The sequence below is a fragment of the Rhizobium sp. L1K21 genome (genome assembly GCF_024055895.1).
Taxonomy (GTDB): Bacteria; Pseudomonadota; Alphaproteobacteria; order Rhizobiales; family Rhizobiaceae; genus Ensifer_A.
The window spans coordinates 1,763,186-1,776,732 of record NZ_JAMXLE010000001.1 but is presented as its reverse complement, the minus strand read 5'-3'; the positions used below and the strand labels follow the sequence as shown (position 1 = coordinate 1,776,732).

The 13,547-nt window shown below is 56.6% G+C and carries 14 protein-coding genes; 6 read left to right on the top strand and 8 right to left on the bottom strand.

The features are described 5' to 3' along the window. Nucleotides 1–403: 403 nt before the first annotated feature. Together NHF56_RS08485 and NHF56_RS08480 are read right to left on the bottom strand one after the other, a co-directional pair. On the bottom strand, nt 404–1,462 hold the full coding sequence (locus tag NHF56_RS08485) for a hypothetical protein (protein WP_252803349.1): 1,059 nt from the start codon (nt 1,460–1,462) through the stop codon (nt 404–406). 108 nt (nt 1,463–1,570) lie between these two features. After that, nucleotides 1,571–5,365 (bottom strand): vitamin B12-dependent ribonucleotide reductase, encoded by a 3,795-nt coding sequence (locus NHF56_RS08480; protein ID WP_252803347.1) that lies wholly within the window; start codon nt 5,363–5,365, stop codon nt 1,571–1,573. A 726-nt stretch (nt 5,366–6,091) separates the two neighbouring features. Here NHF56_RS08480 and NHF56_RS08475 point away from each other — a divergent pair. Continuing rightward, a complete protein-coding gene (locus NHF56_RS08475) occupies nt 6,092–6,469 on the top strand; it encodes a cbb3-type cytochrome c oxidase subunit I (protein WP_252803345.1) in 378 nt (125 codons plus the stop codon). A 98-nt stretch (nt 6,470–6,567) separates the two neighbouring features. Here NHF56_RS08475 and NHF56_RS08470 read toward each other — a convergent pair whose 3' ends face one another. Next, nucleotides 6,568–7,242: a L,D-transpeptidase gene (locus tag NHF56_RS08470; RefSeq protein ID WP_252803343.1), complete on the bottom strand. Its 675-nt coding sequence runs from the start codon at nt 7,240–7,242 to the stop codon at nt 6,568–6,570. 174 nt (nt 7,243–7,416) lie between these two features. On the opposite strand from NHF56_RS08470, the gene NHF56_RS08465 reads away from it, so the two are divergent. Next, complete coding sequence (locus tag NHF56_RS08465) at nt 7,417–7,704, top strand: hypothetical protein (protein WP_252803341.1); 288 nt, start codon at nt 7,417–7,419, stop codon at nt 7,702–7,704. An 18-nt stretch (nt 7,705–7,722) separates the two neighbouring features. Continuing rightward, nucleotides 7,723–8,007, top strand: coding sequence for a hypothetical protein (locus tag NHF56_RS08460; RefSeq protein WP_252803339.1), 285 nt, complete (start codon nt 7,723–7,725; stop codon nt 8,005–8,007). 42 nt (nt 8,008–8,049) lie between these two features. Here the strand turns inward: NHF56_RS08460 and NHF56_RS08455 are convergent, their stop codons facing one another. Next, entirely contained in the window at nt 8,050–8,661 is a 612-nt protein-coding gene (locus tag NHF56_RS08455) for a TetR/AcrR family transcriptional regulator (protein WP_252803337.1), read from the bottom strand. 74 nt (nt 8,662–8,735) lie between these two features. Here NHF56_RS08455 and NHF56_RS08450 point away from each other — a divergent pair, with 74 nt between their 5' ends. Together NHF56_RS08450 and NHF56_RS08445 are read left to right on the top strand one after the other, a co-directional pair. Further along, nucleotides 8,736–9,080, top strand: coding sequence for a darcynin family protein (locus tag NHF56_RS08450; protein WP_252803335.1), 345 nt, complete (start codon nt 8,736–8,738; stop codon nt 9,078–9,080). Further along, the gene (locus tag NHF56_RS08445) at nt 9,070–9,819 is read left to right on the top strand and encodes an SDR family oxidoreductase (protein WP_252803333.1); all 750 of its coding nucleotides are present in this window, start codon (nt 9,070–9,072) and stop codon (nt 9,817–9,819) included. Before NHF56_RS08450 ends, NHF56_RS08445 begins: the two co-directional genes overlap by 11 nt. A gap of 35 nt (nt 9,820–9,854) precedes the next feature. Here NHF56_RS08445 and NHF56_RS08440 read toward each other — a convergent pair whose 3' ends face one another. The 4 genes from NHF56_RS08440 to NHF56_RS08425 form a co-directional block, all read right to left on the bottom strand. Next, nucleotides 9,855–10,430 carry a hypothetical protein gene (locus NHF56_RS08440; RefSeq protein ID WP_252803331.1) on the bottom strand — a complete coding sequence of 192 codons (576 nt, stop codon included), beginning with the start codon at nt 10,428–10,430 and terminating at the stop codon, nt 9,855–9,857. A gap of 232 nt (nt 10,431–10,662) precedes the next feature. Next, nucleotides 10,663–11,364 carry a TIGR02281 family clan AA aspartic protease gene (locus NHF56_RS08435; RefSeq protein WP_252803329.1) on the bottom strand — a complete coding sequence of 234 codons (702 nt, stop codon included), beginning with the start codon at nt 11,362–11,364 and terminating at the stop codon, nt 10,663–10,665. Further along, nucleotides 11,361–11,582: a DUF1289 domain-containing protein gene (locus NHF56_RS08430; protein WP_252803327.1), complete on the bottom strand. Its 222-nt coding sequence runs from the start codon at nt 11,580–11,582 to the stop codon at nt 11,361–11,363. Before NHF56_RS08430 ends, NHF56_RS08435 begins: the two co-directional genes overlap by 4 nt. A gap of 9 nt (nt 11,583–11,591) precedes the next feature. Further along, entirely contained in the window at nt 11,592–12,377 is a 786-nt protein-coding gene (locus tag NHF56_RS08425; RefSeq protein WP_373456266.1) for an adenosylcobinamide-GDP ribazoletransferase, read from the bottom strand. 151 nt (nt 12,378–12,528) lie between these two features. Here NHF56_RS08425 and cobT point away from each other — a divergent pair, with 151 nt between their 5' ends. Further along, nucleotides 12,529–13,545, top strand: a complete 1,017-nt coding sequence (cobT, locus tag NHF56_RS08420) for a nicotinate-nucleotide--dimethylbenzimidazole phosphoribosyltransferase (protein ID WP_252803323.1) — start codon at nt 12,529–12,531, stop codon at nt 13,543–13,545. Nucleotides 13,546–13,547 lie beyond the last annotated feature (2 nt).

The following is a 13,547-nucleotide window of genomic DNA, read 5'->3' as shown; positions in this document are numbered from 1 at the left end:
GTTCAGCGATTGCTTCACGCGGACTTACTATCCTCTCCCACAGGGGGCGAGCTGGGGTTGTAGCGCGTTCATGCCGGAGGTCTCCGATGGCACAAGTGGAACGGTTTGGCGGCGGCAAGTGTGGAGCAATATATTCGGATGAGGGGTTCTCAGGCCCGTGCAGTGGGAACCCCTCATTGTCATGCTGTGCATGACATTTCTCCCCAAGGGGAGAAAGCCACGCCGTGCTTGCGGCAGCCACAATGGTGAGCCCTCACCCTGAGGTGCCGCTTTGGCGGCGTCTCGAAGGGCGAGGGCGGGTTTGTTGGGTTTGGTATGAGGCCAGCCTCGTCTTCCGAGGATCTTAATACTGCAAAAAAATGGGCTGGGTTGGAATTCTTGCCTTCAAACATGGCAAAAATATTCACGGTGCTCGTAAAGTGCGGTAATATTCGTAAAATAAGTCAGCGCATTTCAAGCTCGATCCGAGTAGAATTCGATCTTTCATCGTTTTTTGACTTCGTTGTACAATCTTGTGAGACAATCTTGTTTTTATTACATTTATGTCGCTTTCGGATATGCCGAGTGCAGTTCCCAAAATCCTTCGGATATCTGTATGATCCCTGGGCTCTAGAATATCTAGATTAGCATCGTGGAAGGCCATGCCCAAGAATACTAGCTGTCGAGAAGACTTTATTTTGTCACGGATTTGCGCCAGTGAATCCTGATCGTCTATCTGTTCTGAAAATGTTCTTATTAGTCGTGAGGCACCGTCTAGGTGGACCGCGTTTAGCCAGCCGTATTCATTTTTTATGTGCGGAGAATTCTGCCAGGGAAGCGATCCGACAGTGCCATAGGGGTGGATGAAGGTTGCAGAATTTACAATGTCTGCCGCCGCTGCTGAATCGAGCCCGTAGTAATTTTGTATCGCGTGATACAAAAAGAACTCCAATGACCGATCATAATTGAATGTTATGAACGTTACGTTGTTGAAAAAATTGGAGATATTATTTTTGCCTAGGCCTTCGGAAAGGGTCTTGAATAAACCATCATACCAAGTCTGCTGGAGCGTTCCCCACCGAATTGTTGGTTTTGAACCTGAATTTTGCGGAGCTAGCGCTGAAGTGCTCTCCGCCTGCGTAATGGCCTTGACGATAGCCAGTTTAGCCATTGTTTCAACTGCGTCATCTTGTTGGTTCTCAACAAAATTATCTATTGAAATTGCTTGATCAATGGCATCTTTGATGTGCCTTGCTCCGCTGATGTGGCGGTTGAATTCATCTACTTGCTCGCGTGTATCTAAACCGGTTTTCCTGCGCAGCGCTTCGGTAATTTGAAGATCTCCGCTGATTTGTTCGCGTCCGTACTCGTATCGGATATCTAGCAGTCGTTTTATGATTGATTTAAGTTCGGCCCCAAGTGGCATGCCGATTTCATAGCTGGCACCAGCTCCTATAATAAATGTTGTCGGAACCTGGTACATTTCACCTCACAAAAGCAATCTCCCCGCGGCGAACCCAATCACCGCGGGGAGAGTTTAGTCTAATCGTTCAACTTGCCAATCAGGTTTCACACGTTATCCGCGTAAAACTCAGCTGCACCCACTCGTCGCACCGCAGGTATCGCACTTTTCGCAAGTCCCGTTGCGCACCATGGTGAAGTTCTGGCACTCGGAGCACATGTTGCCGGTGTAGCCTTGCATGATTGACTTCATCCTGCGGTCGGCTTCTAGCTTTTTGGCGTCGGTTTTGGCTTGTGAGGCGTCTGCGGCGGCCTTGTCGGTGAAGAGGGCCGTCACTTCCTGTTGGTTTTCGGAGGCGATTTCCTCGGCGAACTCTTCGGCGCGTTCCTCATAGTCCCGCTTGAAGGCGGTGGCCTCTTCGGCTGTCGCGACGGCTTCGATCTTGCGGGCGGCAGCGGAGCCGCCGAAGGCCGTCACGTTGGAGGCGCGGGCCGTGGCCGGCGCTGCCGTTGCCGAACCCTTCGGCTCGGACAGAGGCGCATGCGCGCCGCCGGTGATGACCGTTGGCTTGTGGCCGCGGGTCCAGCCCGTCGAGATCAGGTTGGTCTTGCCTTCCTTGATGCCCTTGCCGAGTGCGGTGTTGCCGAAATCGGACGTGTCCACATGGGCCAGATCGTTGCGGCCAAGGTAGGAGACGGCGAGTTCACGGAACACGTAGTCGAGGATGGAGGTCGCCGACTTGATCGCGTCGTTGCCCTGAACCATGCCGGCCGGCTCGAACTTGGTGAAGGTAAACGCCTCCACATATTCTTCCAGCGGCACGCCATATTGCAGGCCAAGCGAGATGGCGATGGCGAAGTTGTTCATCATGGCACGGAAAGCCGCACCTTCCTTGTGCATGTCGATGAAGATTTCGCCGAGACGGCCATCGCCGAATTCACCCGTGCGGAGATAGACCTTGTGACCACCAACGACAGCCTTCTGGGTGTAACCCTGACGGCGGTTCGGCAGCTTTTCGCGGTCGCGAACGATCTTTTCAACGATGCGCTCGACGATCTTTTCGGTCACCTGGACAGCCTGGGCAGCCGTCGGGGCGGCAACCAGTTCCTCAATGATATCGTCCTCATCATCCTCATCTTCGATGAGCGAGGCGTTGAGCGGCTGGGACAGCTTGGAGCCATCACGGTAAAGCGCATTGGCCTTCAGACCGAGCTTCCAGGAGAGCATGTAGGCTTCGCCGCACTCATCAACAGTGGCCTCGTTCGGCATGTTGATGGTCTTGGAAATCGCACCCGAAATGAACGGCTGGGCTGCCGCCATCATGCGGATGTGGCTTTCAACGGAGAGGTAACGTTTGCCGATCTTGCCGCAGGGGTTGGCGCAATCGAAGACGGGCAGGTGCTCGTCCTTCAGGCCCGGCGCGCCTTCCAGCGTCATGGCACCGCAAACGTGGATATTGGCAGCCTCGATGTCCTTCTTCGAGAAGCCGATATGCTCCAGAAGGTTGAAGGACATGTCGGACAGCTGCTCGTCGGAGACTTTCAGCGTGTCTTTCAGGAAGTCGGCACCGAGCGTCCACTGGTTGAAGACGAACTTGATGTCGAAGGCAGCCTTCATCGCGCCGTTCAGCGCTTCGATCTTTTCATCGGAAAAGCCCTTGGCCTTCAGCGAGCCGGGGTTGATCGCCGGTGCCTGGTTCATGTTGCCGTGACCGACAGCGTAAGCTTCGATTTCGGCAATTTGGCTTTCAGAATAGCCGAGCGAACGCAGCGCTTCGGGAACCGCACGGTTGATGATCTTGAAGTAACCGCCACCGGCAAGCTTCTTGAACTTCACGAGCGCGAAATCGGGCTCGATACCGGTCGTGTCGCAATCCATGACGAGGCCGATCGTGCCGGTCGGCGCAATCACGGAAACCTGCGCATTGCGGTAGCCGTGCTTTTCGCCGAGTTCCAGCGCCTGATCCCAGGCCGCCTTGGCATGGGTGACGAGGTCGGTGTCGGTGCAATCGGCATGGATGAGCGGAACCGGATTGACGGCAAGGCCCTCATAGCCGCTCGCCTCGCCATGGGCTGCACGGCGGTGGTTGCGGATAACACGCAGCATGTTGTCGCGGTTCGGTTCAAAGCCGGGGAAGGTGCCGAGTTCGCCGGCCATTTCGGCAGAGGTGGCGTAAGCCACGCCGGTCATGATGGCGGTGAGCGAACCTGCAATCGCACGGCCTTCAGCGCTATCGTACGGAATGCCCGACGACATGAGGAGGCCACCGATATTGGCGTAACCGAGGCCGAGCGTGCGGTACTCATAGGAGAGCTGCGCGATCTGCCTGGATGGGAACTGCGCCATCATGACGGAGATTTCGAGAACAATGGTCCACAGACGAACGGCATGCTCGTAATCAGCAATATTGATGTTCTTTGTGGCCTTGTCCTTGAACTGCATGAGGTTCAGCGAGGCCAGGTTGCAGGCCGTGTCGTCGAGGAACATGTATTCCGAGCAGGGGTTGGACGCACGGATGCGGCCCGCTGCAGGAGACGTGTGCCAGTCGTTCATCGTGGTGTTGAAATGGATGCCCGGATCAGCTGACGCCCATGCGGCATAGGAAATCTTGTCCCACAGCGCACGTGCATTCAGCGTCTTGACGATCTTGCCGTCCTTGCGGGCGGTGAGATTCCAGGTGCCGTCATTTTCGACAGCGCGCAGGAAGTCGTCGGTGACCGAAATCGAGTTGTTCGAATTCTGGCCGGAAACGGTGAGATAGGCTTCTGAATCCCAGTCGGTGTCATAGGTCTTGAAGTCGAGATCCTTGAAACCCTGTTCGGCGAACTGGATGACGCGCTTGATGTAGTTTTCCGGAACGGAATTTTTCTTGGCTGCGCGGATTTCGCGCTTCAGCGCCGGGTTCTGGTTCGGGTCGAAGCAGGCGTTGTTTTCCGCTTCGCAGTTCACGCAGGCCTTCATGATGGCCTTCAGGTGCTGCGCAACGATCTTGGAACCGGTGACGAGGGCGGCAACCTTCTGCTCTTCCTTCACCTTCCAGTTGATATAGTCCTCGATATCGGGGTGGTCGATATCGACCACAACCATCTTGGCTGCACGGCGTGTGGTGCCGCCCGACTTGATTGCGCCAGCTGCGCGGTCGCCGATCTTGAGGAAGGACATGAGGCCGGACGACTTGCCGCCGCCGGAAAGCTTTTCGCCTTCGCCACGAACGTTGGAGAAGTTGGAGCCCGTGCCGGAGCCGTATTTGAACAGACGCGCTTCACGAACCCACAGATCCATGATGCCGCCTTCGTTGACCAGATCGTCTTCAACGGACTGGATGAAGCAGGCATGCGGCTGTGGATGCTCGTAAGAGCTCTTGGACTGGGTCAGTTTGCCGGTAAAGGGATCGACATAGAAATGGCCCTGGCCGGGACCGTCAATGCCATAGGCCCAATGAAGGCCGGTGTTGAACCACTGCGGGGAATTGGGCGCAACGCGCTGGGTGGCGAGCATGTAAGCCAGCTCGTCGCGGAAGGCGAGCGCATCGTCTTCAGAATTGAAGTAGCCGCCCTTCCAGCCCCAATAGGTCCAGGTACCGGCCAGACGATCAAAAACCTGCGCGGCGGAGGTTTCAGAACCGTAGCGCTCGTCCTCGGGCAGCTTCTTCAGCGCCTTTTCGTCTGCAACCGAACGCCACAGCCAGGAGGGAACATCATTTTCCTCGACCTTCTTCAGAACGGCGGGAACGCCAGCCTTGCGGAAATATTTCTGTGCGAGCACATCGGTCGCGACCTGACTGAACTGGGCCGGCACATCAATATCTGGTGCCTGGAAGACGATGGAACCATCAGGATTACGGATTTCGGAAATCGCCTTGCGGAATTCGACTTCCGCGTAGGCTGACTGTCCAGCTTTGGTAAAACGGCGTTCAATGCGCATCTTTAATCTGTCCTATAAGTTGCCGCGGCCCACCCAAACGGCGGACACAAGTTTCCCCGATCCGGCCACGTTGGTTGCCCGCGCAGCCGAAAGCTCAGTCCCTGTTTTGAGGAGAGAGACTCATTTGGTCTTCTCCTGTATCTTGTGGAGAGGTTCGCTGCAAATAACTAAATATAGTATTAACAGCTTAAAATTGCCAGCCCCAAAACATGCGTTTCAGCGGATTGCAGACACGAAAAAACCCCTTGGCACCACGCAGTTCATCCGCGCATGCGCCTCTTGATGAGTTCGCCCTTTTTTCGTGATTGACCGGCCTTTAAACGTTTCCGATCGCGCCGCCGCCGCAACGTAAAAACCATGGTGTTCGTTTGATCCGATTCGGTCAAGGGCTAGTTTGTGACAGATTTACTAAGCCCAATATGTTGTGTGGGGGTTGTGGAAAACGGGGAGAAAAAAATACCGCCCAATTTTCAGAGGCTTGGCAAAGCGTGTCTCGAAAATGATGCCGACGGCGAGGCTCTATCTGAAATTTGAGGGGTAAAAAGCGAGGGGACGCGCCCGATTATTCCACAGAGTGCGCAGCATGTTGCATCGTCTCAGCGGCGCACGGTCTGAGTGGAAGATATAGCCCCTGATGGCGCTTCAGCAGCGGCCCTGCAACAACATATTGATGGGGAATTGATAATTGATATATTCGCTTGGTTGAGTTCACCCTGGGAGGGGGAAATGAGGGGAATCGCATTCTTATTCTTTGTGTCTGCCGTCATCTATGTGCTGGCGGGCATGATTTTGGGCATTGAAATGTCTGCCAGCCAGGATCATTCGTTCGCGCCGGTGCATGCGCACCTGAACTTGATCGGCTGGGTGACGATGGGCATGTTCGGTATCTACTATCATCTCGTTCCGGAAGCGGGCGAAAGCGGGCTGGCCAAAGTGCACTTTGCCATTGCCACAATCGGGCTGTGGCTGATCGTGCCGGGCATTGCGCTGGCCATCAGGGAAGTGACGGAAGTGCTTGCCATTGCCGGCTCCTTCCTGACCGTTCTCTCGCTGGCGCTGTTTCTCTTTATCGTTTTCAAAACAAGAAAGCCGGCGATTGCCTGAACTGACGACTTGGTAGATTGGGCGTTCCACCATATCGAATGGAGAAACCGCGCGAAAATCTCGCGCGGTTTCTTGATTCCTGGAGCTCTTGATCCGGCTCAGACCACCGGGCCGCTTGCTGGAAGAATGACGACACGCGTGCCGACGGGAACGCGATCGTAGAGGTCGATGATATCCTGATTGAGGAAGCGCACGCAGCCGGACGACACCATGGTGCCGATGGTCCAGGGCTCGATTGTGCCATGCAGACGGTAAAGCGTGTCCTCGCCGTTGCGGTAGAGATAGAGGGCGCGTGCGCCAAGCGGATTTTGCGTGCCGCCCGGAAGACCATCTGCCAGCGGACCGTAACGGTCTGGCTCACGTTTGATCATGCTCTGAGTGGGGCGCCAGGACGGCCAAGCCGCCTTGCGCGCAATGCGCGCTTCTCCTGTGAGGCTGAATGCCTGCTCACGCGCCACACCGACGCCATAGCGAAGTGATTGGCCATTGTCCATCAGCAGATAAGCAAACCGCTCCGACGGATCGACGACAATGGTGCCGGGGACATCGTTGATCGGCTGATAGTTGACGAGCTGCCGGTAAAATTTTGGTTTGATGTAACTGAGATCGACGGCGGGAACCGGAAATGGTTCGGTTTCGATGGCCGCATACATGTTGCGGTAATAGGGGTCTTCCCGTGGCTTTGGCGCAACCTGTGCCGAACGCCTCTCAGAAACGCATCCGGACAGAACAAAAGGTGCGGCAAGCATGAAGTGGCGTCGGGTGAAAGTCATTGAAAGTCCTTAAAGAGCTGGATTACGCGTAGACAACGCAAAGATCGGACTTTGGTTCGCGAGAATTTTGGCAAAACTTAAGCCTTGCGCCTTAAAATCGTCTCGACATGGCCGCGGGAAATGCATGTAGTGGCACAACTGCATCGCTGCGCGGCCCTTCCGGGGGACGATATAATGGAAACTGCTGCTTCAACGCTTGCCGAATTTACCCATGTGCGAATCATCATCGGCATGGTGACCGGCCTCAGCATTGCACGGCTTCTCAATGGCGCGGCGCGTTTCGTTCAGCATCCAAAGCGTGATCAGGTCTATGGCATCCACATCGGCTGGACCATATTTCTCTTTCTCGCGGTCGTTCATTTCTGGTGGTTTGAATTCTCGCTGGCGAAATTGCCGCGCTGGACATTCGACAAATATGTCTTCGTGCTCTTTTATGCCGCGCTTTTCTTCTTCGTCTCCTAGATCCTCTATCCCGACAAGATGGAGGAATATGAGGGCTATCAGGACTACTTTCACGAACGGAAGGGCTGGATATACGGCCTTTTGTCACTGATCTTCCTCGTCGATATCGCCGATACGATGATGAAGGGTTATGAGTATTTCGGAACGGTGGGCGTGCTCTATCCGGTTCGCCAGATCGGCATGGTCATCCTGATGCTCGCCGCGATCCGCATCAAAAACGAGCGGTATCAATGGTTCGTGCTGCTCGCCGCGATCTTGACCCATACATGGCTGATATATGTGGACTTCGAGGTTCTGAGTTGATGTTGCGGCAGGAGCGCGTGGCCAGAAATCGGCGCTCCGGCGTTAACCGCGCATGCGGTCGAGATAGCCGAGGACAGCCGCTTTAATGCGCGTAATCAAGGCTGACGCATCACTGTCGCCTGCCTGGCTGGACGCATCCATCATGCCGCGCGCCATGCCGACGATGTCACGCGCGGCAAGGGTCGCATTGGCGATATCTCTGTCGGCGAGAACCTTTGCGATCTCGCCACCGATTTCCGCCTTAAGCTGCGCCGTCTCCTGATCAAGCGGCAGATAGGCTTCGGCATATTCCAGTGTTCTGGAAAGGACAGGCCGCTCCAGATAATGGCGCAAGGCCGCATTGAGCAGGCGTTCGACAACCGTTTCAAGCGAAAGTGCGCGATGATCTGCCGCCACACGTCGCATATCGGCCAGAAGCTCTTGGCGCTTGCGGTGAAGCAGGCCTGCCAGAATAGCCTCCTTGGAGGGAAAATACTGGTAGAGCGAGCCGACGCTGACACCGGCGCGCTCGGCTGCAAGATTGGTGTTGAGCGCGGCCAATCCGGACTCTTCCAAAATGCGAGCAGAGGCTTCGTAAATGGCATCGACGGCAGCCATGGAACGCCGCTGAACGGGCATTTTGCGCGGATGAATGGCAGCACGGTCGGTCGACATGGAATGCGAGTCCAGAATGTGAGTTATTACTCGTATACTCCTGGCCGTAATCCAGTGCAACAAAGGAGCGGCTGATGCCTTCTGCAAAATACACGATCTTCATGCTTTTGACGGCCAGGCCCGAATGGCTGCGGCTGACACGCGACGAACGCAGCCGTATCGCCGGTGAGGCGCTTGAAACGGCGATGGCTGGACTCAATGTCAACCATCGGCACTTCGACGCCGAAGCATTCAGCGCCTTTTGCAGCGATGTGGCGGTCTTCGAAACAGGCAGCCTCGGCGACTATTATTTCACGATTGAACGGCTGCGCGACACGCCTTTCTTCGCTGTTCCCTATTTTGATGTCGTGGCGATCATTCCCGCAATCGAAGACGGTTTTGCGCAATTCGAAAAGAGCGAGGCAGCACATGCGGTTTGAAGGTCGAAAGGTATTGGTGACGGGCGGTAGCGCAGGCATTGGCCGGGCGCTGACGGCGGAGTTGGTTTCAGCGGGTGCCAACGTGGTGATCAGCGGGCGCAATCGCGCGCGGCTTGATGCTGTCTGCGCTGAACATCCGGGCCGGGTGAGCGCCATTGTGGCGGATTTTGCCAATCCACAGGATGTGACCGCGCTTTGCCGGCGCATTCGCGATGAACATAGTGACATCTCTGTCGTGATCAACAATGCCGGCATTCAGGAGCAGATCGATTTCTTTTCAACAGACCCGGACACGATTGCGCAGACCGCACGCATCGAGACGGAGGTGAATTTCAACGCCGTTGTCGATATATGCGCCGCGATGATCCCGCTTCTGCGGCAGGAGCCACAGGCGGCAATCGTCAATATCTCCTCCGCGCTCGGGCTTGTGCCGAAGAAGTCCGCGCCGGTTTATTGCGCCAACAAGGCAGGCCTGCGCGCCTTTACGAAGGCCCTACGCTATCAGGCGGAAGACGCTGGAACGACCATCCAGGTGACTGACGTGATCATGGCGCTGGTGGAAACCGGCATGACGGCGGGCAGGGGCAAGGGAAAGCTGACCCCGGACGCCGCCGCCAAAGAGGTGATACGGGGGCTGATCCGCGGGCGGGAGGAGATTTGGGTGGGCAAGACGAGATTGCTCAAGGCAATATACCGAATCTCACCGGCTCTGGCGGAATCCATGTTGCGGAATGGTTAGAACGGCCTGACCCTGCGGACTGTCTTTACGTGCAGTCAAAGCGCGCCAACGCGGATACCCACTGTGATCGCGCCGATGGGTGTTCCGCCGGCGTCGGTAATCGTCATCGAGACCTGCGATTGAATCTGCTGGGTGGATGCGTCCTTCTCTGCTTGATCGACAAAGAGCACATCGGTTCCCGTGCCGAACGTTTTCTGGAATTTGGCCTCGTCACCTTGCCAGTAATCCGAGGTTATTTCGCTCTGTCCGACATTGAGGCCCCTGTTATCCATGACGAAGATTTCGGTGATCGTGCCGCCGGCGGCCTCCTGCTTCTCCATGAGGAACTTCGAAAGCTCCGTCGAGAGAACGCCATTGATCATGTCGGACGGACCTTCGTGCACTTCCTTGCGCCATGCCTCGTCCAAAGCTTCAATTCCGGCTTGATTGAGGCCGGCGTGATTTCGGTTCTGTGCGAGGATAGCATCGATGACCACCGGATCGGACAGCCATGGTTTGACCTGCATGTTCATGAATTCCGTTGCGTGCGCGACATGAGCCTCTTCACCAAAAGCCGGAAATGCAGCACCGTGCGAAAGAAGCGCCAATGCGAGAACTCGATGGAGTTTCATCGTCAGTCTTTCCTGTTTGTCGGCTTCCAATGATCGCCGGGGCGGAAACGCTCCGTCTCCAACGGCTGTTTTCGGTCTCGTTCATGCCGAATTTCCGACTTCAGATATTGGAGAAGACTTCATTAACCGTGTTTAAAGACTGACTAGCTGAAATTAGTGATATGCGCCTCGGCGAAGCATCAAAAAACAACGGGAGTAGGTGATTGTGCCTCGGTTGCGAGGATCATTCAATCTAATCCGTAAGCCGCATCTCGTCCGGCTCCATGCGGATGGATGAAAGGCTGGACAGGAAGTTCATGCCGAGAAGGCTTTGGTGCAGGGCACCTTCTGGAACAATGTTGACGGCGACATCCTTGCGCACAATGGGACCGATGGCAATTTGCGGGACGGTGGCCTTGGCCGCAAGCGCTGGGCCATTGGCAGTCAGGATGTGCTGATCGAATGTCCGCTGATCGGGGTTGAGACCGATGCGTTTTGCATCGTCATAACTGAGCGCGATCTGGCTGGCACCGGTATCGACCAGCATGGTCACCGGCTGATTGTCGATATCGGCCACCAGCATGAAATGCCCGTCTCGGCGCTTGCGGATCACCACCTCCTGGCGCCCGTCCACCGTTGTCAGAACGAAAGGATTGCCGGGAAGAAGTTCGGCGGCAAGCCGCATGCCCGCATCGCGTGCGTCGTTGCGGTAGAGATAGGCGGTGACGAGGACCAGCGCGATCAGCGTCCAGATGCCGAGATATTTGATGTTTTGGCCGAGCCGCTCGCGCGAGGCGAGAATACCCGCCCCGATGATCGCGGCAATCGGCACCAGATAGACGACATCGGCAAAATCGTCGTTCGACATGCCGAAAGTCTGGCCACCGTTATGATTGATGATCAGCAGAAGCAGGCCGCCGCCGAGAATGCCAAGCACGAGGACGAGCGGGTTCATTGCTCCGACCTTTCGCGCGCGATGCGTTGACGCCTCGTTTCACGACGCGGTCTTCGCTCAACAGTCTCCATGCGGGCGGGCAACACTGTCATGATCGCACGCCGTTCGGCATCAGTGAGGCTCGCCCACGAACCGATTTCCGAAATCGTGCGCCCGCAACCAAAACAGAATCCGGTTTTGTCATCAATCGAGCAGACGAGGATACAGGGTGATTCCATGGCGAGCTTCTATGAAAGCAGTGCAGCCACCAGAAGCACCGCAATTGCGGCAAGCTGTTGGCAGGCACCAAGCGTATCGCCCGTATGACCGCCAATCTTGCCTTTTGTAAGACCGGAAAAAACGTAAGCAGCAGCAAAGGCAGCGGCGATCATAAGGAGTGTCGTGACCTGACCGGTGACGGGAATGCACAAAAGGAAAGCGAGGATGACGCCGGTGAAGGATGCAAGCGCTACGGCACCGTTCTGCGGTTGGCCAGCTGACGCCGCAACGCCGTCGCTGCGTGCGGGGACGGTCAGTGACCAATGAACCACCATGGCCAAACGCGAGAGCATTTCCGCGGCCAGAAAAATGAGCGTTGCTGTTGCCGCCAAGACCTGCTCGGCAAGGGAGGCGAGTGCACTGGCGCGCAGACCGAAGGACAGGATAAGTCCGGCCACGCCGTAGGCCCCGGAGCGGCTGTCATGCATGATCTCGAGAATACGCTGCTTGTCGCGCCCGCCCCAGAACCCGTCGGCGGTATCGGCAAGCCCGTCCTCATGCAGCGCGCCGGTGATGAGCGTTTGTATGGCAAGAGCGACAAAGGCCGAGAGCAGGGGGCTGGCATCGCTCATGAGAAAGAGCCAAAAGGCAAAGGCCGCCGGCAGGCTGATGATGAAGCCCGCGACCGGAAAGGCCCTGACCGTGCGGGTGAGATCGAAAGCACCCTCGCCAAAAAAGCCCGAAGGCATGGGGATGCGGCTCAAGAAGCCCATGGCCCGGATGATGTCGCCGAAATATCCGCTCAACCTCCACACTCCCCCTTGTGACGTTACCAGTTGCCGCAACGCCGTTTTTAACGTTGCTCTCCGCCGCGCCTGCCAATAGAAAGCGGCATTGATACTGCCCCGCTAGAATGCTGAATCGCGGTGAAAATACAAGCGCCGCCAAGACAGGAAGATTGGCCATATGAACGCCACAGGCATGCCCTTTGACGATTTTCGCACGCTCTTGAAGAACCTTCCGGGCCCGGATACCCCAGCACTTGCCGCCGCAAGAGCCCGTGACAGTCAATTGACCAAACCGCCAGGCGCGCTGGGACGTCTGGAGGAAATTGCCATGTGGCTGGCCGCATGGACCGGCAAGGCCCCGGCGGTCAATCGCCCGCTTGTGGCAATCTTTGCCGGCAATCACGGGGTGACGAAAAATGGCGTCACACCGTTCCCGCCCGAAGTGACCAAACAAATGGTGGAAAACTTTGCAGCCGGCGGTGCCGCGATCAACCAGATCTGCGCAACGCACGATCTCGGCCTGAAAATTTACGATCTCGCGCTCGATATCCCGACGGGAGACATTACCCGGGAAGCTGCCCTTTCCGAACGCGACTGCGCCGCCACGATGGCCTTCGGCATGGAAGCACTGGCTGGTGGAACGGACCTGCTCTGCATCGGCGAAATGGGGATTGGCAATACGACGATTGCCGCGGCAATCTTCTATGCGCTCTATGGTGGGACAGCGCAGGAGTGGGTGGGACCGGGGACCGGCTCCGAAGGCGAGATCCTGAAGCGCAAGATTGAGGCTGTGGAAAAGGCCGTTGCCTTCCATAAGGATCACCTCAACGATCCCCTGGAAATCCTGCGCCGCCTCGGCGGTCGCGAGATTGCAGCGATGGCCGGTGCCATTCTGGCCGCACGCATGCAGAAAGTGCCAGTGCTGATCGACGGTTATGTGGCAACAGCCGCCGCTGCGGTATTGAAAGCCGTTGAACCGTCCGCGCTTGACCACTGCCTGATCGGTCATGTTTCTGCTGAGCCCGGCCATATCCGCGCGATTGAAAAGCTCGGCAAGACGCCGCTTCTGGCGCTCGGCATGCGGCTGGGCGAGGGGACCGGGGCAGCGCTTGCCGCCGGCATTGTCAAGGCTGCCGCTGCCTGCCACACCGGCATGGCGACCTTTGACAGCGCAGGTGTTTCCAACAAGGACTAGGC